Raw genomic sequence first — 23,434 nt, forward strand, 5'->3', positions numbered from 1 at the left:
TTATTCCCAGCGGTAGCTGGCTTCTATGGCCCAGCTCAGCGGGCGGGTGGGGATTTCGGTAAAGCTGCCCAGGTCGTCGCCGGTGACTGTGGCGAAATAGGTCTCGTCGGTGAGGTTCTTGCCTACCAGTGCCAGCTCCCAGCGCTCATCTCCAGGCAACAGGGACAGGCGCGCATTGACCACCTGGTAACCGTCGTGGCCGTAGGCGGCGAAGTCGAGATCGCTGTTGTAGGAATCCCGCGAGGAGAGTTCATCCCTCCATGAATAGTTCAGCTGCAGTGCCGCCAGCAGGTCATTGCCGACGGAAAATTCGTAGCGCGCCTGGGCTGAGCTGCTCCACTCCGGGGCGAAGTTGCGCGGCAGCCCCTCGATGGCGCCGGGCTGCCCGGCCGGGTCCAGGGCGATGGTGTCGGAGTCGGCGATGGTGGCGTCCAGCCAGGCGGCGCCCAGCTGCAGACTGAGGCCGTCGATCGCCTGCGGCAGCCAGATCATCTCCAGTTCCGCGCCCAGGTGTTCGGCGTCGCCGAGGTTGCCGAGGCGGGTGATCGGCAGGCCGGTGGTCTCGCTGATGGTCTGGGTAAAGCCCTGCACATCGCGGTAGTCGTAGTAGAAGAGGGCGCCGTTCAGGCGCAGGCTGCGCGCCATCCAATCCGTCTTGAAGCCCAGTTCGTAGGCGTGCACCGTCTCCTCGCCGTAGGCCTCCAGCTCGTCGGCGGAGAAGGCGAAGCCGCCGAAGAAGCCGCCGGATTTGAAGCCGCGGGTGGCTTTGGCGTAGATCAGCGCGCTGTCGCTGGGCTGCCAGTCGAGGCCGACATGCCCGGAAAAGTTGGCATCGAGGGCGTAGTCCTTGTCGACGCCGGCGATATAGAAGAACTCGCCCATGCGGTCGTAGTGGAAGGCATCGCGCAGTGTTTTGTCCTCGGCGGTGTAGCGCAGGGAGCTGCTGAAGCGCCAGGCGTCGGAGAGATACTGCTCCCACTGGCCGTAGACGGCCCAGGATTCACTCTCCTGGGTAAAGCCGCGCTCGGTCATGCCGGGGAACACCAGCAGGTTGTCGCGCAGGTCGACGACGCGGTACTCGTCGACAGTGTCCCCGGCGACGGTGGCGCCGAGCAGCCAGCTGCTGTCGTCGCTGCCGTTGGATACCAGGCGGAATTCCTGCGACCAGGATTCCAGTTTGGCACTGCCGTCCTCGTGCATCAGGCGCAGCGGCTGGCCGTCGAAGTCGAACACCTGATCGTTCTGGTATTCCAGGAAGGCGCTGATGGAGGAGAAGGTGGCGAAACCCAGGTCCCAGTTGATCTGGCCATTGAAGCCGCTCCAGTCGTTGTCGAGGGCGTTGATCGGGTTGGCGAGTACTGTGCTGCCGTCGCGGTCCTGCTCGGATGGCAGTCGGCCGGGATCTCCCGGGGTCAGTATCCAGGCGTTGGTCAGGTTGGCGAGGGTTGCGCACTGGTCGGAATCGGCGCGGCCGGCTCGGGCGGAAGCGCAGAAGTCGCCGGTTTCCGGGTCGTAGAGGGCGCGGGTCAGGCTCAGGGTGGTCTCCGACTGGTCGCGGCCGGCCTCTGCCTTCAAGAGTATTTCCAGCTCCTCCGTCGGTGCCCAGAGCCACTGGGCGCGCAGGGCGCTGAAATCGCGGTCACCGTATTCGTCATCCCCTTCGGTGGCGAGGCTGTCCTGCCAGCCGCCGCCCTGGTCGGTCATGGCGGCGATGCGAAAGGCACTGGACTCGCCGATGGAGGCGCCCGCGGCCGCTTCCAGGGTGGATCTGCCCCAGCTGCCGTAGGAGGTGGAAATGGACGCATTGAGGTCGCCGCCCAGCTCGGGGCGCGCCGAGACCACGCGCACAGCACCGCCGCTGGTGTTGCGACCGTAGAGGCCGCCCTGGGGGCCCTTCAGTACTTCCACCCGCTCGATATCGAACATACCGATACCGCCGAATACGTTGGAGGACAGGTACTGCTCGTCGTAGTAGATGGCGGCAGTGGGGGTGTTGTTGGAGTTGAAGTCCGCCAGGCCGACACCGCGGATCACCCAGGTGGGCTGGCCGGCGCCGCGGTCGTCGTACAGTTCGGCGCCGGCGACATGTTCGGTCAGTTCCTGCAGGTTGGCACCGCCGAGGGATTTCAATTGCTCGCCGCTGAAGGCGGAGATGGCGATGGGAACTTCCTGCAGGCTCTCCGTGCGCTTCTGCGCGGTAACCGTGACCTCTTCAATCTGCTCGGCGCGGGCGCCGCCGGCTATTGCCGTGGCAACCGCCGCGCCCAGCACCGTTTTGGATAGTACCGTCCTGGAAAGTACCGCCCTGGAAAGTACCGCCCTGGAAAGTACCGCCCTGGAAAAATTTGTGGCGCGCATCATCTTGGCCCTCTCTGGTGGTTGTGATTATTGGATTTATGACAACTGCAGATAAACCGAATTTTTATTCGGTTATTCCACGATAAGAGCTGACTCGAGGTTAAGTCAACATTAAAAATTTGTGAATCTGTATCTATCTGTTTTTACAGTATTTTTTATTTTTAAAAAGTGAAATTTTATTCACTTTCCGTGTCTGAGGCCGGCGCGGCGGCGGAACCTGAGGCCCTCACCATCAGGCCATCGTTCTCCAATAATCGAGGGTGGCGCGAATAAAATGCCGCGCCGCGCCGAGATAGCATTGCGGTTGTGCCAGGTGTTCCCAATCCAGTGGAAGCTCGGTGAGGGATCGCAACTGCTCCACCAGGGGCAGGCCCTTCTGCCCGGCGAGTTCGCGGGCCCGCGCAACCAGTTGCTGCGCGCTGTTGCGGTCGCTGTGTTCGGCGAGGGCGAAGACCAGCGCCTCCGCCATGATGTCGTCCCGGCAGGTCTCCAGGTTTGCCTGAATACGGGCTCTGTCGAACGTCAATGCGGCGACTGTTTCCGCTGCCCGAGTCAGTGCGCCGGAAGTGGCGCAGACCAGCTGCGGCAGGTTCAGCCACTCGAGTGTCCAGGCAGCGCCGTCGCGCTCGTTGGCGTGGATTGTGGCGCTGTGCAGGTTGGCGAGCAGTCCCGCGCTGTGGCGCGCCAGGGCGACCAGATGCTCGGGGCTTACGGGATTGGCTTTCTGCGGCATGGTGGAGGAGCCGCCGCTGCCGCGCAGCTTTATTTCCCCGACATCGGACTGGGTGAGCAGTATCAGGTCCTGCCCCATCTTGCCCAGGGCGCCGCAGGTCATCGCCAGCCAGTTGCCCTGTTCGATGAGACTGTCGCGCTGGGTGTGCCAGGGCGCCGGCGGCAGCGCCAGGCCGAGTTCGGCGGCGAGCGCCGCAGAGACAGCGGGGCCCCTGTCGCCGAGGGCAGCCAGGGTGCCGGCGGCGCCGCCGAACTGCAGTACGAGTAAACGCGGCCTCAGCTGTTGCAGCCGCTGCCGCTGGCGGGCGAGGGGAGCCAGCCAGTTGGCCACCTTGAGCCCGCCGAGGGTGGGCACCGCCCACTGGGCGCGCGTGCGCGCCACCATGACCGTGTCCATTTCCCGCTCGGCCAGGTCCGCCAGGGCGTCGCCCAGGGTTGCGAGAAGTTGTTCGAGCCTGTCGCAGGCGCTGCCGAGGCGCAGTACCAGGGCGGTATCGACAATATCCTGGCTGGTGGCGCCCCAGTGCAGGTGGGAGGCCGCGTGTTCGGGCAGGGCCGCTCGCAGTTGCTTTACCAGCGCGGGCACCACTACGCCGTCCTTGCGGCAGGCCGCCGCCAGCGCGGCTGGTGCGGGTGTCAGCTCGCCCAGTGTCCGGTCTATTGCCCCGGCGGCAGCGGCGGGAATCAAGCCGAGCCCGCCCTGTACTCTTGCCAGTGCGCGCTCGACGCGAATCATCGCACGCAGTTCGGCGCCGTCACTGAACAGGTCGGCCACCTCGGTATCGGCAAAGGCGGCGCCGTAAAGTTCCGAATCGAAACCGAGCATGGTTTAGGCCCTTTCCAGCGCGATGGCGATGCCCTGGCCGACGCCGATACACATGGTGGCTAGGGCGTATCTGGCGTTGCGCTGGCCCAGTTCCAAGGCCGCAGTGCCGGTGATACGGGCGCCGGAGGCGCCGAGGGGATGGCCCAGGGCGATGGCACCGCCGTTGGGATTTACGTGTGCGGCATCGTCCTCGAGACCCAGCTGGCGCAGACAGGCGAGGGCCTGACTGGCGAAGGCTTCGTTGAGTTCGACAATATCGAAATCCGCTACGCGCATATCCAGCTGCCGGCACAGTTTTCTCGTGGCGTTGGCCGGTCCCATGCCCATGATGCGCGGTTCGACGCCGGCGCTGGCGCCGCCGACTATTCGCGCTATGGGCGTCAGCCCGTAGCGGCGCACGGCATCGTCGGAGGCGACGATCAGCGCGGCGGCGCCGTCGTTGACGCCGGAGGCATTGCCGGCGGTGACTGTGCCACTTTCCCGGCCATTTCCCAGAAAGGGAGTGGGCAGTTTCGCCAGGGCTTCCAGTGTGGTGGCGGGGCGCGGGTGTTCATCCCGTTCTACTAGCAGCGGTTCGCCCTTCCTGCGCGCTATAGAGACAGGGGTGATTTCCCGCGCGAGGCGCCCGCTGTCGATGGCGCCGGCGGCGCGCAGCTGGGAGCGCAGGGCGAAGGCGTCCTGGTCGGCCCGGGATATGGAAAACTGTTCGGCGACATTCTCGCCGGTCTCCGGCATGGCATCGACGCCGTACTGTTTTTCCATCAGTGGATTCACGAAGCGCCAGCCGATGGTGGTGTCGTGTATCTCGGCCCGGCGCGAATAGGCGATGTCCGCCTTGGGCATCACCAGCGGTGCGCGGGACATGCTCTCGACGCCGCCGGCCAGGATCAGCTCCGCCTCGCCGCAGCGGATGGCGCGCGCGGCGCTGATCAGCGCGTCCATACCGGAGCCGCACAGGCGGTTGATGGTGGTGCCGGGCACGGAGGTGGGATAGCCGGCGAGCAGCAGCGACATCCTGGCCACATTGCGGTTGTCCTCCCCGGCCTGGTTGGCGCAACCGAAAATAACGTCGTCGATGGCTTCCAGGTCCAGTCGCGGATTGCGCTCGGCCAGGGCGCGCAGCGGTACCGCGCCCAGGTCGTCGGCGCGGACCTGGGCCAGGGCGCCGGCAAAGCGGCCGATCGGGGTGCGGATATAGTCGCAGATCCAGGCGGATTTCATCGTTGTAACCTTTCTCTTTATGTTCTTGCTTTGCTATTGCTTGCTCATCGGCGGCCAGAAAAGAACGCCGGGGCTAGATGCGAAAGCCCTACTGCCGGGGGAAGTTTGCGGGACTGTCTGCGAGAGGGACCTCGCAGACAAGCCTCCAGGGATGGATTCACGGCGTGTCCCGCAAACTTCCCCCGGCAGTAGGGCTGCCACCGCACTCGCTTACAAGGATGAGCGTGCCCCTGTTTAATTCAGCCTTCCGCCGCGACGGTTTCCTCAAGCGCCACGGTAAATTCGGCCGCGGTTTTTTCTTTTACCTGTTCCAGAGTCGCGCCGGGCATCAGCTTGACCAGCTGCATACCGGATTCCCCGAAGCGGAAAACCGCCAGCTCGGTAATCAGCACGTCCACGACCCCGGCGGCCGTCAGCGGCAGGTCGCAGCGGGGCACCACCTTGGAGCTGCCGTCCCTGTTGCAGTGGGTCATGGTGATGATCAGCCGGTCGGCGCCGGAGGCGAGATCCATGGCACCGCCGACGCCGAGCAGCGGTTTGCCGGGCACGGCCCAGTTTGCCAGGTTGCCCCACTCGTCCACCTGCAGGCCGCCCATGATTGCCACGTCCACATGGCCGCCGCGGATCATGGCGAAGGAGGTGGCGCTGTCGAAATAGCTGGCGCCGGGCAGGGCGGTCACCGGGATCTTGCCCGCGTTAACCGGGTAGTCCATGGCGCCGCCGGATTCGGGTTCCGGGCCGACACCGAGCATGCCGTTCTCGGTGTGCATGATGATGCCGCTGGAGGCATCGAGCAGGTCTGCGACCAGGGTGGGAATGCCGATACCCAGGTTGACGATATCGCCGCGGCGCAGTTCGGTCAGTGCCGCCCGCGCCATATTCAGGCGTTGCGCATCGACTTTTTTCAGGCTCGCGGAGACCGAGGCCGAGGAGCCCAGGTTTTCCTCGCAGAGGTTGGCCTGCACCAGGAAGTCGACGAAGCAGCCGGGGGTGTGCACCTGGTTGGGATCCAGCGCACCGACGGGGACGATTTCCTCGACTTCGGCGATCACCAGGTCGGCGGCTGTGGCCGCGGCCTGGTTGAAGTTGTTTTCGGTCATCCGGTATTGGAGATTGCCGGCGGTGTCGGCGCGCCAGGCGCGCACCAGTGCGACATTGCCGCGCAGAGCCGGGATATAGACCATCTCGGTGCCGTCGATGGTGCGGGTCTCGCGACCCTCTGCCAGCGGCGTGCCAGCGCTGGTCGGCGTGAAGAATCCACCGATGCCGGCGCCGCCGGCGCGGATGGCCTCGGCCAGGGTGCCCTGGGGCAGCAGCTCCACGTCCATGGCGCCGCTCTGGGCGGCGGCGGGCGCCCCCCGGTGGGTGGTGGGGGGGGGGGCGGGGGCGCCCGGGGCCGCCCCCCCCCCGTCCACGGCGCCGCGCGGGGCGGCGGCGCCCGCTTCGCGGTTGCGGGTGAAGTAGGAGCCGATTGCCTTTTTGAGCTGGCCGTTGCGCAGCAGGCGCCCGCCGCCGAGACCCGTCTCGCCGACATTGTTGCCGATATAGGTGAGGTCGGTGGTGTCGGTTTCGGCGATGGCGTGCAGCAGGTGCACCGGGGTGCCGGTCATGCCGAAACCGCCGACGATCAGCACATCGCCGCTGTTGATCTTCTGCGCGGCCTGCTGCGCGGAAATCTGTGGAGCAGTTTTCATAGAGACTCTTCCCAAAAAAATGCCGGCGTTAGACGTCGAAGAAAACTGTTTCCCGCTCGCCCTGCATATGGATATCGAAGCGGTAGGCGGGGCCGTCGGGTGTGTCGCTGCGCTCCGCGATCAGTGTGCCGCGGCGCTCGGCCGGCACGCTGTTCAGGACCGGATCGCGCTCGTTCGCCGCGGCCTCGTCGGAGAAATAGATGCGGGTATAGTTGTGCAGCAGCAGACCGCGCATAAATACCAGCACGCAGATATGCGGCGCCTGTTCATTGTCTATTGAGCCGGGCCTGATGGTGTCGAAATGGAAGCGGCACTGCGAGTCTGTGCCGGTGCCGAAGCGCGCAAAACCATTGCCCTGATATTGCCCGCGGGCGTCGGCCTGCCAGATTTCGATCATGGCATCGTTGACAGCTTCTCCGTTGCCGTCAAAAACGCGGCCGCTCAGTGCGATGCGCTCGCCGTCGCCGTCGATGCGGTTACTGAAGATGCTGCGAAAATCGTAGCCGTACTGCTGGGGTGTCAGGCCGTAGGCGAAGTAGGGGCCCACCGTCTGTGACGCTGTCTGTTTAAGCTTCATGATTGACCCTCTCTTTTTTCGCGTCCCCTTTTTTTTGGTCCATGGGGGTGGCGGCCGCGCCGCGCAGGACTATGTCGAATCGGTAGCCGAGGGCGAAATTCGCTTCGGTGGCCTCGATATCGAAACGCGCGACCAATCGCTCGCGGGCGGCGGTGGGTACACCCTGGTAGATGGGGTCCAGTTCCAGCAGCGGGTCGCCGGGAAAATACATCTGCGTGACCAGCCGCGTCGCGATAGACGGGCCGAACAGGGAAAAATGTATATGGTTGGGACGCCAGGCGTTGTGATGGTTGCCCCAGGGATAGGCCCCGGGCTTGATCGTGTAAAAGCGGTAGCGCCCATCGGCATCGGTGACGGCCCGACCGGCGCCGAGAAAGTTGGGGTCTATCGGTGCATCGTGCTGGTCCAGCTTGTGGATATAGCGCCCCGCGGCATTCGCCTGCCAGATCTCGATCAGGGTGTGGGGAAGGGGATTGCGGTTTTCGTCCAGTACCCGCCCGTGCACCACCATGCGCTCGCCGAGCGGCTCGCCGTTCTTGCGGCCGTTTTTGGTCAGGTCGCTGTCGAATTCCCCGAGCATGTCTTGATTGAATAACGGGCCGGTCAGCTCCGATGTCAGCGGCGCAATGGCGAGCGGCTCGCGGGTCGGGCCGCGCAGCAGGCTCGATTTGTAGTCCGGGTGAATCTGCGCCGGGTGCTGTTCCCGGTCGCGGCGGTTGTAGGCCATTTTTGCAACTCCCAATTATTTCTACGGATTTTTCCGTGCGCATTTTTCTGCTCAGGCAGTTTCCGTCGTTTCCGCACGCCTGATTTCTTGTCCGAGCACTTCCTTGGCAATCTTGAAGGCGGTGTTGGCGTGGGGAACGCCGCAATAGACACCCACCTGCAACAGCACTTCGCGGATATCGTCCAGCGAGGTGCCGGTATTGTCGATGGCGGCGCGCAGGTGCATCGCCAGTTCTTCCTCGTGGCCGAGGCCGGCCAGCATGGCGATGGTGATCAGGCTGCGCTCGCGCCGGCTGAGGCCCTCGCGGGACCACACGGAACCCCAGGCCGCCTCGGCGATATAGCGCTGGAAATCCCGGTCCAGGCTGGTGGCCCTAGCAGTCGCTTTGTTGACATGGGCATCGCCCAATACGGCGCGGCGAACTTTCATTCCCGCTCGATAGCGTGTTTCAGACAAGTTGATTTCCTTCGAAAAAGGTTTGCAGTTGTTCGACAAAGCGCCGGGGTTGTTCCACACAGGGAATATGTCCGGCGTCCTCGATGACATTGAAAGTGGCGCCGGGAACCAGCGCTGCCAGGGATTGCACCAGGGCCGGCGGCGTAGCGCCGTCCTCGTCACCGCAGAGACACAGCGTCGGCGCGGCGATTTCACTGGCGGCACGGCTGAGGTCCGCATCGCGGATTGCCGCGCAGGTGCCGAGATAGCCCGCCAGCGGCGTGCGGCAGAGCATGTTGCGCCAGGCGGCCAGTGCCGGCTGTTGTTGCTGTCGGTAGGCGCGGGTAAACCAGCGCTCCAGAATCGGGTCGGCGACGCTCTCGAGTCCGCCGGCGGCAATAGCGTCTATGCGTTCCTGCCACATTTCCGCCGTGCCGATTTTGTGCGCCGTATCCGCCAGTATCAGCGCCCTGGCCCTGTCGGGGTGTCGCTGTGCAAATTCCATCGCGATCATGCCGCCGACGGAGAGGCCGCACAGAATGGCCGTGTCCACCTGCAGTGCATCCAGCAGTGCGCTCAGATCGTCGGCGTGGTCGCCGATGCTGTAGGGCGCGTCCGGCGCAGCGGACAGTCCGTGCCCGCGTTTGTCGTAGCGGATGCAACGCAAGTGCTGTGCCAGCTGAACTACGACTCTGTCCCAGCTGCGCAGGTCGGTGCCGAGGGAGTTGATAAACACCAGTGTTGGCGTCTCTCCCGGAACTCTATTTCCGGGGCCTTCGTCACGGTAGTGAATAGCTAGTCCGCCCGCGTCGACAACCTGCATGGGATTACTCCTGTCCGCCGCTACTTCGAGTTAGTGACAAGCTAAGCAACGGCAATTTTTATGTAAAATGAATTCTTTGGGCCTACCCATAAATTTTCGTTATGCCTGTCAGATTTTTTCCATCGCCACATGGCGCACCGAACTCATAAACAGCTGCGCCGCAGCGGGCAGGTCTGCACCGGCACGGGTCGTCAGGCCGACGGCGCCGCTGGTGTCCGACATATCTGCGGGGAGCTCCGCCAGGTTGCCCTCGTCGATATCCATTTCAACCACGCCCCGTGAAATCACCCAGATGGCGTCGCTCCTGCGCACATAGGATCGACCGAAGGACGAGGACACGGTTTCTATGCGATCGGGGATTTCCGCAATGCCGTGGGCGATCAGCCACTGGTCGAAACTGTTGCGGGTGATGGAGTCCGCCGTCGGTACCAGCAGCGGGTAGGCGGCGATTCTTTCCATATCGAAGTCAGCCAGTTTCAGGAGGGGGTGGCCGGGGCGCACGACCCAGGTCATTTTCTCCGAGTAGAGCTGGGTAAAGCTCAAGCCGGTCATCTTGCGCGGCTCCGCCAGGCGGCCGATCACCAGGTCCAGGTCGCCGACGCGCAACTGTTCCAGCAGGTGTGTGTTGGGGCCGGAAATCAGGCGCAGGCTGGCGCGCGCGCCCGATGCGCGGAAATGGGCAACGGCCTGCGGCATGATATTGGCGGCCACCGTCGGCAGTGCGCCTATGGCGAGACTCTCGGCGGTATAGGCGCGGGCCTGGACGATACTGTCGACACCCTGCCGCAGTGCGGCCAGGCTCTGCTTGGCGTAATTGCGGAACACTTCCCCAAAACTGGTCAGCGCCACGCCATTCTTGCCGCGGGTCATCAGCCGGGTGCCGAGAATATCCTCCAGCTCGCGGATGGATTTGGAAACCGCCGGCTGCGTCAGTGCCAGCTTTTCCGCCGCCCTGGCGATACCCCTCTGCCGGTCGGCCTCGAGAAAGCACTGCAGGTGGCGAAACTTGATGCGGTGATCAATCATTTTCTCTCTGCTCCGTTTGCAGCTGTTGACCGCGGAACACTCGCGGCGAGAGGCCGGTGAGTCGTTTGAAAAAGCGGGTGAAATAGGCCGGTTCGGAAAATCCGAGGCTGTCCGAAACCTGGTTGATGGTCATTGCGGTGTAGATAAGCGCGCGCTTTGCTTCCAGCAGCAGGCGTTCGTGAATGATCTGCAGGGCCGAGCGGCCGCTCAGGCGCCGGCAAAGGGCATTGAGATGTGCCGGCGTAATACCGATCCGCTCCGCATAAAAGTCGATGGGGCGGTGCGCCCGGTATTCCCGTTCGACCAGGCGCGAAAAACGCAGCAGGTGCTGGCCGCCGCGGTCCGCCGGCTGCCCGCCGGTCGCCGCCGGTTCGGTATTCAGGCGAGCTATCCATGTCAACAAAATACCGGCGAGGGATTCGAGCACCAGTTCGCGTCCCGGAGCGGGTCGCGCATACTCCGCGGCAATTTCGCCGATCAGCGTCTCGAATCTCTGGCGCAGGTTCTCGAGTGGGAAAAGCGCGACCTCGCGCAGCAGCGGCCGCAGCAGAGGCTGGCGCGTGGCCAGCTGCCCAACCAGGGGCGTTGCCAGGGAAATGACCTCCCCGCTGACATCCCGCGAAAACTGAAAACCGTGAATACACATGGCCGGAACCAATAACAGGGTGGCCGGCTGCAGGAGATGGGCGCTGCCGTCCAGTTCGGCGTCGGCCCGCCCCGCGCGCAAGAAAAGCAGCTGCACCAGATCGCTGTGCCGGTGAGGCTTTATTTTCCAGTCGTGCAATTGGCTGCGGCTGGAAATGGATTCACAGTGAATCAGGTCCGGCGTGGGCCAGCTGTGATTTTCCCCATACAGGTGAAATACCGGTGCGCTCAACTGGGGCTGAATCACTGGCGGAATCCCCCGCTCGAAAGGGATCCCGTTTCTCTTCGGATCATCGAAAAGTCCAATTTTTCCAATCGAACGTGCCTTAAGTTCGCGGGCCGGCTGCGGAAAATAGGCTGCCTCAGCGGCGGAAAGAATATTTCCGCGCAATGAAAATAAAAGCGGAGGCAGTCATGAAAACCCAGGTCGCAATTATCGGTTCCGGTCCCGCGGGCCTGATGCTCGGTCATCTGTTGCGCCGGGCGGGCATTGACTGCGTTATTCTGGAGCGGCAGTCCCGCGCCCATGTGGAGGGCCGTATCCGCGCCGGTGTGCTGGAGCGCACCACTACGGATATTCTCGACCGACTCGGTATCAACAGCCGCATGCACGCCGAGGGCCTGCCCCACGACGGTTTCTGCCTAGCCGACGGCGAGCGCCTGATTCATATCGATATCGCGGAGCTGACCGGAAAACAGGTGATGGTTTACGGGCAGACGGAAATGACCCGGGACCTGATTGCCGCAGCGGCGGAGCGCGAGTTGGAAATTCTCTGGTCCGTTGAGAACGTCGAACTGCACGGCGTCGACTCCGAAAAGCCCCATATCACTTTTACCAAAGGGGGCGAGTGCGAGCGCCTGGACGCGCGCTTTATCGTCGGTTGTGACGGTTTTCACGGGCCGTCCCGCCGGGCCATACCCAAGGGCGTGGGGCGCGAGTTCGAGCGCGTCTATCCCTTTGGCTGGTTGGGTATTCTCGCCGATGTACCCCCCTGTCACGACGAGCTGATCTACGCCAATCACGCGCGCGGCTTCGCCCTGGCTTCGATGCGCTCCAATACCCGCAGCCGCTACTACATTCAGGTACCCCTCGATCAGAGCGTCGAGGACTGGCCGGACGAGCGCCTGTGGGATGAGCTGGCGCTGCGCCTGGGACCCGAAGTGGCCGCCAGGATCACCCGCGGGCCGGCGCTGGAAAAATCCATCGCGCCACTGCGCTCCTATGTGTTCGAGCCCATGCGCCACGGCAGCCTTTTTCTGGCCGGGGATGCGGCGCATATAGTGCCGCCCACCGGCGCCAAGGGGTTGAACCTGGCCGCATCGGATATCTCCTACCTTTCCGACGGGCTGATCGATTTTTTCAATCGCGGCGACGAGCGCGGAATCGACCAGTACTCCGAGCGGGCCCTCGCCCGGGTGTGGAAATCGGAGCGCTTTTCCTGGTCGCTGACGCGACTGATGCACCGCTTCCCGGACGACACGCCCTTCGACCGGCGCATGCAGGTCGCGGAGCTGGATTACATTGCCTCGTCCCGCGCCGCACGGCGTGCCATTGCGGAAAATTATGTGGGGCTGCCGCTCTAGCGGCGCTGGGTGGCGGTGGCGACGCCGGGTTGCTATTCGCCCTTTGCCGGTAAGGGAGAGCGGGGCGGCACCGCTGCCGGTGGCCGTTTGCGCAACAGCCTCATCGGCAATCGTTTTACAAACGGCCCCCGGCAGCGGCGCCTTCGCTTCGGGTGCCGGCAATCTTGCCCGGGCGCCGTGGGATGGGTCGCTGCGACGTCGGTATTGATTTCCGCTCGTTTGTGCAAATAGTATGTGTAACATACTATATAAGATACATACTTAATGCGGCGGTGCAAATAGCGCCCTGCTGCCTGAAACCGGAGAGGCAGTTGTAGTCAGAGCGCCAGTCGCTATCGAGTCCGGATTGGCAACCAATAAAAGCGATAAGGGGAGAGTCACTATGAAATTCGAGCGAATCAATCCGCTGACTGGCGCCGTCGCCAGCAGCGCGCCGGCGATGCAGGTGGACGAGGCCGTGGCAGTGGCCGAGCGCGCCCAGGCGGCCTTTCCGGCCTGGGCGGCGCTGGGGCCCAACGCCCGGCGCAGTGTGCTGATGCAGGCGGCCGCGCAGCTGGAGGCGCGACGCGAGGCCTTTGTCGAGGCCATGATGAACGAGATTGGGGCCACCGAGGGCTGGGCGCTGTTCAACCTGCAGCTGGCCGTAGGTATGGTGCGCGAGGCGGCGGCGCTGACCACCCAGGTGGGCGGCGAGGTGATTCCGTCGGACAAGCCCGGCTGCCTGTCCATGGCGGTGCGCCAGCCGGTCGGCGTGGTGCTGGGCATTGCGCCCTGGAATGCGCCGATCATTCTCGCGGTGCGCGCCATCGCCGTGGCCCTGGCCTGCGGCAACAGTGTGATCCTCAAGGCGTCGGAAATCTGTCCGCGCACCCAGGGGCTGATTGTCGAGGCCTTTGCCGAGGCGGATTTCCCCGAGGGTGTGGTCAATGTGGTGACCAATGCGCCGGAGGATGCCGCCGATGTGGTCGGCGCCCTGATCGATCACCCGGCGGTAAAACGCATCAACTTTACCGGCTCCACCGAGGTGGGGCGCATTATCGCCAGGCGCGCGGCGGAGCAGTTGAAACCCTGCCTGCTGGAGCTGGGCGGCAAGGCGCCGCTGCTGGTGCTGGAAGACGCCGACCTGGACCAGGCAGTGGCGGCGGCGGCCTTCGGGGCCTTTTTGAATCAGGGGCAGATCTGCATGTCCACCGAGCGCCTGATTGTGGTGGAGTCGGTGGCCGACGAGTTTATGTCCAGATTTGCCACCAAGGTCAAGACGATGGCGGCGGGGGATCCGCGCGAGGGGCGGACTCCCCTGGGCGCCGTGGTGGACAGCAAAACCGTCGACCATGTGAACGGCCTGATCGACGACGCCCTGGCCAAGGGCGCCGCCCTGGCCGCCGGCGGCAAAGCCGACAGCGTCATCATGCCGGCCACGGTGATCGACGGTGTGACGGCGGATATGCGCCTCTACCGGGACGAGAGCTTCGGCCCGGTGGTGGCGGTGATCCGCGCGGAGGATGAAGCGGATGCGATCCGCATCGCCAACGACAGCGACTTCGGCCTGTCCTCTTCGGTCTTCACCCGCGATACCGCCCGCGGCCTGAAGGTGGCGCGGCAGATCCGCGCGGGTATGTGCCATATCAACGGACCCACGGTACACGACGAGGCGCAGATGCCCTTCGGCGGAATGGGCGCATCCGGCTACGGGCGCTTCGGTGGCAGGACGGGTATCGACCAGTTCACCGAACTGCGCTGGATTACCGCCGAGACGGAGCCGGGGCGATATCCAATCTGAGCCCGCGCGGGCAGATGAATTTCAGAAAATTTTTAGCCCTTTTCGGGTAGTTGGAGTAGATATGACCACAGTGAGAGCAGAACAGGACACGGTCGCCTGGACCGTTGAAGAGGGTATCGCCTGGGTGAGCCTGAACCGCCCGGAAAAACGCAACTGCATGAGCCCGGCACTGAACCGGCAGATGATGCGGGTGCTGGACGAACTGGAGTTCCGCGACGATGTCGGCGTACTGGTCCTCGGCGGCGAGGGCAGCGCCTGGTCCGCGGGTATGGACCTGAAGGAATATTTCCGCGAGACCGAGGCACGCGGCCTGGGCGCGGTGCGCCAGGCACAGCGCGAATCCTACGGCTGGTGGCGGCGCCTGCGCTGGTACCAGAAGCCGACCATCGCCATGGTCAACGGCTGGTGTTTTGGCGGTGCCTACGGCCCGCTGTTCGGCTGCGATCTCGCCTTTGCCGCCGAGGAGGCCCAGTTCGGTCTCAGCGAAATCAACTGGGGCATACTGCCGGGCGGCGGCGCCAGCAAGATAGCGGTGGAACTGCTCAGCTTCCGCAATGCCATGTACCACGCCATGATGGGAGAGAATATCGACGGTCGCAAGGCCGCCGAGTGGGGCCTGGTCAATGAGGCGCTGCCGCTGGCGGAGCTGAAGAAACGCGTTACCGAAGTCGCCTGTGTGCTGATGGAGAAAAACCCCATCGCCCTGAAGGCGACCAAGGATGCCGTGCGCCGCGTGCGCGAGATGACCTTCGACAACGCCGAGGACTATCTCGTGCGCGCCCAGGAGGCGGCCAACAGTTTCGACAACGACGGCCGCAAGGAGGGTATCCGCCAGTTTATCGACGAGAAGCGCTACAAGCCGGGACTGGGCGCCTACGATAAGTCGAAGGCCTGACACTTTCGGCGGGGGGAGAGTCCCCCTCCCCCGGCCCCTCCCCCGCAAGCGGGGGAGGGGAGAGCGGTTACGCACACAGCATAAAGATAAACGGAGACTAGTGTGGCGATGACATTACTGGATGCCGTTCGGACCCACGCCCGTGCCTGTCCCGATGTGCTGGCCTGCGTGGATCTGGACAGCGGTCGGCGCTGGAGCTACGGCGAGCTGGATCTTGCGGTAGACAGGGCGGCGACCTGGCTGGTGGCGCGCCTCGGCGCGGCCAGCGGTGCGCGAGTGGCCACGCTGGCGCGCAACAGGGCGGAAATACTGCTGCTGAACCTGGCCTGTGTCCGCGCCGGTGCGATTTTCACGCCTTTCAACTGGCGTCTCTCCGGACCGGAGGTGGCGGTGTTGCTGGCGGATGCCGAGCCGTCCATCCTGTTTCGTGACAGCGAATTCGCACTGCCGGATTTCGGCGGCGAGGTGTATGAATTGTGCGATCTGGTGGCGCTGACACGGAAGTGCCTTCCGCTGGCCGGTGACAGTGCGCGGCGGACCTTCGACGACATCTCCACCCTGCTGTACACCTCGGGCACCAGCGGCGCGCCCAAGGGCGTCATGCTCAGCGAGGCGAATGTCTTCTGGAGCAACCTGAATTTCAATCTCGGCAACGGCGTCAGCGCACAGAGTGTTTTCCTGTGCGATATGCCCCTGTTCCACACCGCCGGATTGGTCACCAATGCGCGGGCACCGCTGCTGGCGGGTGCCTGTGTTCTTATTGCCGGCAGCTTTAATGCCGGCACAACATTGCAGCGGCTGGCGGATCCCCAGCTGGGGGTCAGTCATTATTTTTCCGTGCCGCAGATGGCGCAGATGCTGTGGCATCACCCGGACTTTGCCCCGCAGAAACTGCAGGGCCTGCAGGTCTACGCCACCGGCGGCGCCCCCAATCCCCCCGCGCAGATAGCGCGCTTCGTCAGTGCCGGTATTCCCATGTCCGACGGTTTCGGGATGACCGAAACCGGCTCGAATTTCGGTATGCCGGTCGGCGATCGCCAGCGGATTATCGACAAGGCCGGCTCCTGCGGTCTGCCCTATATCGGCCTCGAGGTGCGCATCGCCGATGCCGCCGGCGAGCCAGTCGCCGCGGGAGAGGGGGGTGAGCTGTGGCTGCGCGGGCCGGGTATTGCCCGCGGCTACTGGAATCGCCCGGAACTTACGGCAGAGGTCTTTGCGGACGGCTGGTTCAGGACCGGCGATATAGCGCGTATCGACGACGAGGGATTCTGCTATATCGTCGACCGCAAGAAAGATATGTTTATTTCCGGCGGCGAGAACGTCTATCCAGCTGAAGTGGAGGCGGCAATTCTGCAGCTGCCGGCCGTGGCGGAGGCCGCGGTGGTGGGGGTGCCCGATACCACCTGGGGCGAGAGTGGTGTGGCGTTTGTCGTGGCTGCGGGTGCGCAAATCAGCGAGGAGGAAATCCGCTCTCACTGCCGGGAAAAACTGGCCCGATACAAGGTGCCGAGGGATTTCATTGTTGTCGACAGGATTCCGCGAACCGGCTCTGGCAAGGCGTTGAAGTCGCAACTGATTGAGCTGGCGCGGGCCCTCGGACTCGGCGGATAGATAATGCCTGGTCGGCGAGACTCTCCGAATTGTGGAGGGTATAGTCTGGCGCGGAGTACACAGCAATAGGAAGTACACATGGCACAGACCGCAGCAAAACGGGCATCGGGGCAGGAACCTGTTGTGGACCCGGACGGTCCGGTGGATCGCAGCACACTGGAGGACAAACTGGGATTCCGCATTCGCATGGCGGAGCGCAGGATTTACCGCGATTTCGTCCAGAGCGTCGATATGACACCGGTGCAGTACAGTGTTTTTGCCCTGGTAGCAGAGAATGAGGGCATGTCCCAGGGCGTTATCGGCGAGGCGCTGAATATGGACCGCGCTTCCACTATGGCCATTATGGACAAGCTGGAGAAGGCGGGATTGATCGAGCGGAAAAAATCGCCGATAGATCGCCGTCGCCACGCCCTGTACCTGACCGCCAAGGGCAGGAAGGAAATCACCGCGGTCGAGAAAAAGGTGAGGAAAACCGACGACGCTTTCAAGCAACGCCTGAGCGACAGGCAGCTGCGGGACCTGGTCCGGTACCTGGATATCCTGGGCTCCGGCTGATTCCAGACAGGATAGTGGAAAGCTCCGCGAAGGGCGGGAATAAGAGCAAATGACCGTGGCCGGTGTTCCGTAATAGGTATGTATTTGATACATACAGATTATAGTGGAACGGTCAAATGCCGAGCATTCAGAAAAACCGCTTGTATCGCACTGCCTGAAAAGAGGTGGGGCAAGGTGATGCCAGTTGCAAACAATAAGAGAGAAAATAAATGAATACCGCTGACCCCCGCGAACTTATTGCTGAGTCCCCGATGAGCCGCCTGCAGATAGTCGCGGTTACCCTGTGTGTTTTACTCACTGCCCTGGACGGCTTCGATGTGCTGGCCATCAGTTTTGCCGCGCCCGGTATTGCCGGGGACTGGGGCATAGACAGGGCGGCACTGGGCGTAGTGCTGTCGATGGAGCTTATCGGCATGGCCCTGGGCTCCCTGCTGCTCGGCAACCTGGCGGATCGCATGGGGCGCAGGCGCGCCATCATCGGCTGCCTGGTGCTGATGAGCGGCGGCATGTACCTGGCGGCCATTGCGGGCGATGTGGTGACCCTATCCGCAATCCGCATGCTGACCGGCATCGGCATCGGCGGCATGCTCGCCGCCACCAATGCCATGGCTGCGGAATTCTCCAACCGGCGCCGGCGACACCTGGCGGTTACCCTGATGGCGAGCGGTTATCCGCTGGGGGCCATTGCCGGCGGGACCATCGCCTCCATGCTGCTGGCGCACTTCGACTGGCGATCGGTGTTTCTGTTCGGGGCCCTGGCAACCGCACTGTTTCTGCCCCTGGTGTGGTTGTGGCTGCCGGAATCCGTCGATTACCTGGTGCAGAAGAGACCCGCCCGCGCGCTGGAAAAGGTCAACGCGGTCCTGGTCCGGATGGGGCGCGATAGGGTCGCGGCGCTGCCGGCCGTGTCGAAATTACAGGCCGGCAGTGGTTTCCGCGAACTGCTGTCGCCGGCATTAATGCGCAGCACTCTGTTGCTGACTCTGGCCTACTTCGCCCACATCATGACCTTCTACTTCATGCTCAAGTGGATCCCGAAAATCGTCGTGGATATGGGGTTTGCCGCCTCCGCGGCCGGGGGGGTGCTGGTGTGGGCCAACGTCGGCGGTGCCGCCGGGGCGCTGGCCCTGAGTCTGCTGACACAGAGGTTTGATGTGCGCGCCCTGGTGATCGGCGCTCTGCTGTTGGCCTTTGCCACGGTAACGTTGTTCGGATTCTCTCCGGCGGATCTGCAGCAGTTGTCCCTGCTTGCCGCCCTGGCCGGTTTCTTTACCAACTCCGCCATCGTCGGTCTCTACGCGATCTTGGCGCAGTCTTTCCCGGCGCGGGTCCGTGCCGGCGGCACCGGCCTGGTTATCGGGATTGGGCGCGGCGGTGCGGCGCTGGGGCCGATAGTCGCCGGCCTGTTGTTTGCCGGCGGCCAATCGCTACCGTTGGTGGCGCTGGTCATGGCTTCGGGGGCGCTGCTGGCAGCGGCGGCCCTGTTGTTATTGGGAGCGCCGGCTGCGGACAAATCGCAGTTGAAGACCTGCGCTGAGGCGTGACTGGTCCGCGCACTAGTGCCGCCCGCAGTTCGCGAAGAACGCGGGCGGCCCGCGGTGGGATTTTATGAAGTGACCACGGGCTCGCCGCGGGAGGTCGCCGCGATTTGCCCCGGTGCTTCCACCATCAGTGGCGGCATGGGGCAGTCGAGGCTGTCGGCCACAGCGCGCAGCAGTTCGATTTCCTCTGCCTCCACGACACCGTCGTGGGCCATGGTGGCCGCCATGGCCTTCAGCAGTCCGGGCTTCTGCAGTGGCTTGATGGTGGCGGCGATGGCCAGGGCCTTGTCCAGCCGCGGAAGGGTGATATCCGTCGCCGCAGGCAGAGGGATGATTCCGAGTTGCATCGCCTTCAGGCCTGTCTCGAAGGCGCGCTTGGCCGGCAGGTAATCCGGGTTGCCCGCGTGGGCCAGCGCGGCGAGGATAAAGCGGGCCGCGTCTTTTTCCGCACCGCTTTTTGGCGACAGCCGCTGGCGATCCGGCGTACCCTCGAGGGCGTGCATCAGCACCCGATACAGGGCCCATTCCCACAGTTCCACCTTGCCATCGCTACGCAGCAGTTTGATCAGGTTGCGCTTGAATACCTGGTACTGCTGCGGCACCAGCGCTTTCAATGCCGGTACGCAGAGATCCAGCAACGGCAGGCGTGCACTGGTCGGCAGGCTCCGTACCAGGGGTTCCAGTTTTTGCATTTCCCGCACCACCGCCGGGTGGGCAATCTGTTGCAGTAACCGGCGCTGCTGCTGCCGGTGTTTTGCGTCGCCGTGCATCAGCAGCTTGTAGACCAGCGCGCGGGCGGCGAAAGGATCGTGGGCCGCCTGTCGCAGTGCCGCGGGCACCGACTGCAGCAGCTGCCGGCCGTAGTCCATCTGTTGCTGGCTGGGGTTGCCGATGCTGTTGTCGACAGCGTCCAGCACTTTCTCAAAAGGGGCTGCCTCGCCCGAGGGTGCCGCCGCGGCAATGCCCATCACCTGGGCGTCCTGCTGTTGGGTGACAGAAACGCCCTGCGGCTCTGCGGCAGTGTGCGGGAAGCGGCCGTTCCACTGCGGGTCCAGGCGGGAGATACGATCCGCCAGCGGCGGGTGGGTGGCGAAGAGGTTGGCGAAGGATTTCTTCAGGCCGCTGGCAAAATACATATGACTGAATTCTGCCGCGTTGCTCGACGCCAGCTGCGAGCCGCCACTGTAGCCGCCGATTTTCTTCAGCGCGCCGGCGATACCGCTGTTGCTGCGGGTGAACTGCACCGCTGAGGCGTCGGCGAGAAATTCCCGTTGGCGGCTGACGGCGGATTTGATCAGGTTGCCGAAAAAAGTACCCGTATAGCCGATCACCATCAGCCCGGCGCCGATACCGAACAGGGCCGCGCGGCCGCGGTTGTCGCGTCCGGAGCTGAAGTGGGAGCCGCGCAGCAGCCAGTAACCGAGCATGCCGATAATCAGTATGCCGTTCAGCAGGCCGACGATACGGATATTCAGGCGCATATCGCCGTTGAAGATATGGCTGAACTCGTGCGCCACCACGCCCTGCAGCTCGTCGCGGTTGAGCTTTTCGATTGAGCCGCGGGTCAGGCCTATGACCGCGTCGGTGGGCTTGTAGCCGGCGGCGAAGGCGTTGATGGCGTCGTCCTCGATCAGGTAGACGTCGGGCACCGGCGTGCCCGAGGCGATGGCCATTTCCTCGACTACGTTGAGCGCGCGTTTCTCGGCATCGCTTTGCGGGGCGATATTGATCTTGCGCCCGCCGAGGGATTCGGCCACGGCGCGACCGCCGGCGGCCAGCTGGCGTAGCTTGTACAGGCTGCCCAGGGCTATCACCGCGGCGATACTAAACGCGATGGTGGCGACGGTATCCCAACCCAGCAGCTGGCCGCCTGTATTGCTGACGATAGCGGACAGCGAAAATGCCTGGCCGCGCGACCAGGCCAGCAGCAGGGCGGCGAGCAGGGTGGTGATGGCGATCAGCAGCACCACCGCCAGCGCGAAGAGGCCCACCAGCAGGCCGGTTTTGCGCCTGGCTCTGTCCTGGTATTCGAAGAAGTTCATGGATTAAAACTCGACCCGCGGTGCCGCCTGGATGGTTTCTGAATCGGCGAATTCGAGCAGTTTGCCGTCGTCGCGGTGGCCGAAGAAGCCGGCGAAGAAGACCGGCGGGAAGCTCTGCTTGTAGATGTTGTAGGCCATCACCGAGTCGTTGAAGGCCTGGCGGGAGAAAGCGACCTTGTTCTCGGTACTGGTCAGCTCCTCGTTGAGCTGCAGCATATTCTGGTTGGCCTTCAGGTCCGGGTAGGCCTCCATCACGACATTGAGGCGACCCAGGGCATTGGCCAGGGCGCCCTCGGCGTGGCCCAGGTCGGCGATGGCGCCGGCATTGCCGGGGTTGGCCGCGGCGGCCTTGAGGCCGGCCATGGCGACGTTGCGCGCCTCAACCACCGCCTGCAGTGTCTCGCGCTCGTGTTTCAGGTAGCCCTTGGCGGTCTCCACCAGGTTGGGGATCAGGTCGTAGCGTCGTTTCAGCTGCACCTCGATCTGCGCAAAGGCGTTTTCATAGCGGTTCTTCAGTGAAACCAGTTTGTTGTAAATGCCGACTACGTAGAACAGCAGTGCGGCAATGGCCACCAGCCAGACGATGCTTGAGATTTCCATATGACTTCTCGCCGTTGTTTTGAATTGTTGGCGCGGATAGTAACACGGTGTTTTTTTTAGGACTCTGAACTGGTTCAGTGGCGGCGCCAAAGCCGGCGGGCACTTTCTGCACCTGTGGGAGCCTGCCCCGCAGGCGATTGGGGTGTGGCCCCGACGATTTCGCCTGCAGGGCAGGCTCCCACAGGGGGAGGGGGTGCTCGGCAAGTTTGGTTGGGTGGATATTCAGTCCCCAAATCATGCCAAGGGCGTATGGCGGCGCTGCGCCCCGGATCGGTTATAATGCCGCCGCAATAAAACTATCGCCGCCGTCCAGAAAGTGAGATGGCGGCACAGATTCGGGAGCAGCCAGTATGAGCGATGTAACTTCAGATCCGGTAGTCATAGTCGGTATGGCGCGCACGCCGATGGGCGCCATGCAGGGCGGCCTGTCCGCGGTCAGCGCGCCGGAACTGGGCGCCGCGGCCATCCGCGCGGCCCTCGAGGACGCGGGCGTAACGCCGGCGGACGTGGACGAGGTGCTGATGGGCTGCGTGCTGCCCGCCGGTGTCGGCCAGGCGCCGGCGCGCCAGGCGTCCATCGGTGCCGGTATTCCCGAGGGCACGCCCTGCAGCACCGTGAACAAGGTGTGCGGCTCTGGCATGAAGACGGTGATGATGGCTCGCGACGCGCTGCTGCTGGGCGAGGGCAAGGTGATCGTTGCCGGCGGTATGGAGAGCATGACCAATGCCCCCTATATCCTGCCCAAGGCCCGCGGCGGCATGCGCCTGGGGCACGGCGAGGTGAAGGACCATATGTTCCTGGACGGCCTGGAAAACGCCTATGACGGCAAGCTGATGGGCACCTTTGCCGAGAGCACCGCGGACAAGTACAGCTTCACCCGCGAGGAGCAGGACGCCTTTGCACTGGAGTCCCTGGCCCGCGCGCAGAAGGCCATCGAGAGTGGTGCCTTCGAGCGCGAGATTGCGCCGGTGACCGTTTCCTCCCGCCGTGGCGATGTGGAAGTCAGTGTCGACGAGGGCCCGGGCGCGGCGCGTCCGGACAAGATCCCGCAATTGAAGCCGGCCTTCCGCAAGGACGGCACCGTGACTGCCGCCAACGCCAGTTCCATCTCCGACGGTGCCGCGGCCCTGGTGCTGATGCGCCGGAGCGAGGCCGAGAAGCGCGGCCTGAAGGTGCTGGCGGTATTGCGCGGCCAGGCGCAGTTCGCCCAGCAGCCGGAGTGGTTTACCACCGCGCCGGTGGGCGCCATGCAGAAGTTGCTGGAGAATACTGGCTGGTCTGCGGATGACGTCGACCTGTTCGAGATCAACGAGGCCTTCGCCGTAGTTACCCTGGCGGCGATGCGCGAGTTGAACCTGCCCCACGACAAGGTCAACGTAAACGGCGGCGCCTGCGCCCTGGGTCACCCGCTGGGAGCCAGCGGTGCGCGCATCCTGGTGACGCTATTGGCGGCGATGGAAAAGCGCGATGCCAAGAAGGGCATGGCCAGCCTGTGTATCGGTGGCGGCGAGGCCACGGCGGTGGCCATAGAGCGAGTTTAATTAAATGCGGAATGCGGAATAATGAATGCGGAATACGCGATTGAACATCGTGTATTCCGCTGGAGCACAGCTCGCGACTAAGCCTCCGTTAACAGGCGGTTTGACCGTTAGGTCCGGGCCTCACATGCTTTTCCGCATTCCGCATTCCGCATTCCGCATTCCGCATTCCGCATTCCGCATTCCGCATTCCGCATTCCGCATTCCGCATTCCGCATTCCGCA

Annotated in this window: 19 protein-coding genes; 7 read left to right on the plus strand and 12 right to left on the minus strand. The window is 63.8% G+C overall.

What is annotated here, in order from left to right:
• The 10 genes from IG627_RS09405 to IG627_RS09450 all read right to left on the minus strand — a co-directional run bounded on the left by IG627_RS09405 (position 1) and on the right by IG627_RS09450 (position 11,311).
• Positions 1-2,361 carry a TonB-dependent receptor gene (locus IG627_RS09405; protein WP_226864874.1) on the minus strand — a complete coding sequence of 787 codons (2,361 nt, stop codon included), beginning with the start codon at positions 2,359-2,361 and terminating at the stop codon, positions 1-3.
• A gap of 229 nt (positions 2,362-2,590) precedes the next feature.
• Entirely contained in the window at positions 2,591-3,916 is a 1,326-nt protein-coding gene (gene pcaB, locus IG627_RS09410; RefSeq protein ID WP_193192085.1) for a 3-carboxy-cis,cis-muconate cycloisomerase, read from the minus strand.
• Positions 3,917-3,919: 3 nt separating this feature from the next.
• Complete coding sequence (gene pcaF / locus IG627_RS09415; protein ID WP_193192086.1) at positions 3,920-5,137, minus strand: 3-oxoadipyl-CoA thiolase; 1,218 nt, start codon at positions 5,135-5,137, stop codon at positions 3,920-3,922.
• A 239-nt stretch (positions 5,138-5,376) separates the two neighbouring features.
• Positions 5,377-6,831 (minus strand): 3-oxoacid CoA-transferase, encoded by a 1,455-nt coding sequence (locus IG627_RS09420; protein WP_193192087.1) that lies wholly within the window; start codon positions 6,829-6,831, stop codon positions 5,377-5,379.
• A 28-nt stretch (positions 6,832-6,859) separates the two neighbouring features.
• Positions 6,860-7,408, minus strand: a complete 549-nt coding sequence (gene pcaG, locus IG627_RS09425; protein ID WP_226864875.1) for a protocatechuate 3,4-dioxygenase subunit alpha — start codon at positions 7,406-7,408, stop codon at positions 6,860-6,862.
• On the minus strand, positions 7,398-8,135 hold the full coding sequence (gene pcaH, locus IG627_RS09430; protein WP_193192088.1) for a protocatechuate 3,4-dioxygenase subunit beta: 738 nt from the start codon (positions 8,133-8,135) through the stop codon (positions 7,398-7,400). Before pcaH ends, pcaG begins: the two co-directional genes overlap by 11 nt.
• A 51-nt stretch (positions 8,136-8,186) precedes the next feature.
• On the minus strand, positions 8,187-8,681 hold the full coding sequence (pcaC, locus tag IG627_RS09435; protein ID WP_193192089.1) for a 4-carboxymuconolactone decarboxylase: 495 nt from the start codon (positions 8,679-8,681) through the stop codon (positions 8,187-8,189).
• Positions 8,584-9,393 (minus strand): 3-oxoadipate enol-lactonase, encoded by an 810-nt coding sequence (pcaD, locus tag IG627_RS09440; protein ID WP_193192090.1) that lies wholly within the window; start codon positions 9,391-9,393, stop codon positions 8,584-8,586. The genes pcaC and pcaD overlap by 98 nt, the downstream gene beginning before the upstream one ends.
• Before the next feature lie 108 nt (positions 9,394-9,501).
• The gene (pcaQ, locus tag IG627_RS09445) at positions 9,502-10,419 is read right to left on the minus strand and encodes a pca operon transcription factor PcaQ (RefSeq protein WP_193192091.1); all 918 of its coding nucleotides are present in this window, start codon (positions 10,417-10,419) and stop codon (positions 9,502-9,504) included.
• The gene (locus IG627_RS09450; protein ID WP_193192092.1) at positions 10,412-11,311 is read right to left on the minus strand and encodes a helix-turn-helix domain-containing protein; all 900 of its coding nucleotides are present in this window, start codon (positions 11,309-11,311) and stop codon (positions 10,412-10,414) included. The genes pcaQ and IG627_RS09450 overlap by 8 nt, the downstream gene beginning before the upstream one ends.
• Positions 11,312-11,478: 167 nt before the next feature.
• On the opposite strand from IG627_RS09450, the gene pobA reads away from it, so the two are divergent.
• From pobA to IG627_RS09480, 6 genes are all read left to right on the plus strand, one after another.
• Complete coding sequence (pobA, locus tag IG627_RS09455) at positions 11,479-12,648, plus strand: 4-hydroxybenzoate 3-monooxygenase (RefSeq protein ID WP_193192093.1); 1,170 nt, start codon at positions 11,479-11,481, stop codon at positions 12,646-12,648.
• A 382-nt stretch (positions 12,649-13,030) separates the two neighbouring features.
• Complete coding sequence (locus IG627_RS09460) at positions 13,031-14,428, plus strand: aldehyde dehydrogenase (protein WP_193192094.1); 1,398 nt, start codon at positions 13,031-13,033, stop codon at positions 14,426-14,428.
• Between the two features lie 61 nt (positions 14,429-14,489).
• Positions 14,490-15,323 carry a p-hydroxycinnamoyl CoA hydratase/lyase gene (locus IG627_RS09465; RefSeq protein WP_193192095.1) on the plus strand — a complete coding sequence of 278 codons (834 nt, stop codon included), beginning with the start codon at positions 14,490-14,492 and terminating at the stop codon, positions 15,321-15,323.
• Between the two features lie 108 nt (positions 15,324-15,431).
• Positions 15,432-16,934, plus strand: coding sequence for an AMP-binding protein (locus IG627_RS09470; RefSeq protein ID WP_193192124.1), 1,503 nt, complete (start codon positions 15,432-15,434; stop codon positions 16,932-16,934).
• Positions 16,935-17,012: 78 nt separating this feature from the next.
• On the plus strand, positions 17,013-17,489 hold the full coding sequence (locus IG627_RS09475) for a MarR family winged helix-turn-helix transcriptional regulator (RefSeq protein ID WP_193192096.1): 477 nt from the start codon (positions 17,013-17,015) through the stop codon (positions 17,487-17,489).
• 209 nt (positions 17,490-17,698) lie between these two features.
• A complete protein-coding gene (locus tag IG627_RS09480) occupies positions 17,699-19,033 on the plus strand; it encodes an MFS transporter (protein WP_226864876.1) in 1,335 nt (444 codons plus the stop codon).
• Positions 19,034-19,095: 62 nt separating this feature from the next.
• Here IG627_RS09480 and IG627_RS09485 read toward each other — a convergent pair whose 3' ends face one another.
• Positions 19,096-21,072 carry a M48 family metallopeptidase gene (locus IG627_RS09485; protein ID WP_193192097.1) on the minus strand — a complete coding sequence of 659 codons (1,977 nt, stop codon included), beginning with the start codon at positions 21,070-21,072 and terminating at the stop codon, positions 19,096-19,098.
• 3 nt (positions 21,073-21,075) lie between these two features.
• Positions 21,076-21,672 carry a LemA family protein gene (locus tag IG627_RS09490; protein ID WP_193192098.1) on the minus strand — a complete coding sequence of 199 codons (597 nt, stop codon included), beginning with the start codon at positions 21,670-21,672 and terminating at the stop codon, positions 21,076-21,078.
• 350 nt (positions 21,673-22,022) lie between these two features.
• Here IG627_RS09490 and IG627_RS09495 point away from each other — a divergent pair, with 350 nt between their 5' ends.
• Complete coding sequence (locus IG627_RS09495) at positions 22,023-23,213, plus strand: acetyl-CoA C-acyltransferase (RefSeq protein ID WP_193192099.1); 1,191 nt, start codon at positions 22,023-22,025, stop codon at positions 23,211-23,213.
• The last annotated feature ends 221 nt before the right edge of the window (positions 23,214-23,434 follow it).

Source organism: Microbulbifer taiwanensis (assembly GCF_014904815.1).
Lineage (GTDB): Bacteria > Pseudomonadota > Gammaproteobacteria > Pseudomonadales > Cellvibrionaceae > Microbulbifer > Microbulbifer taiwanensis.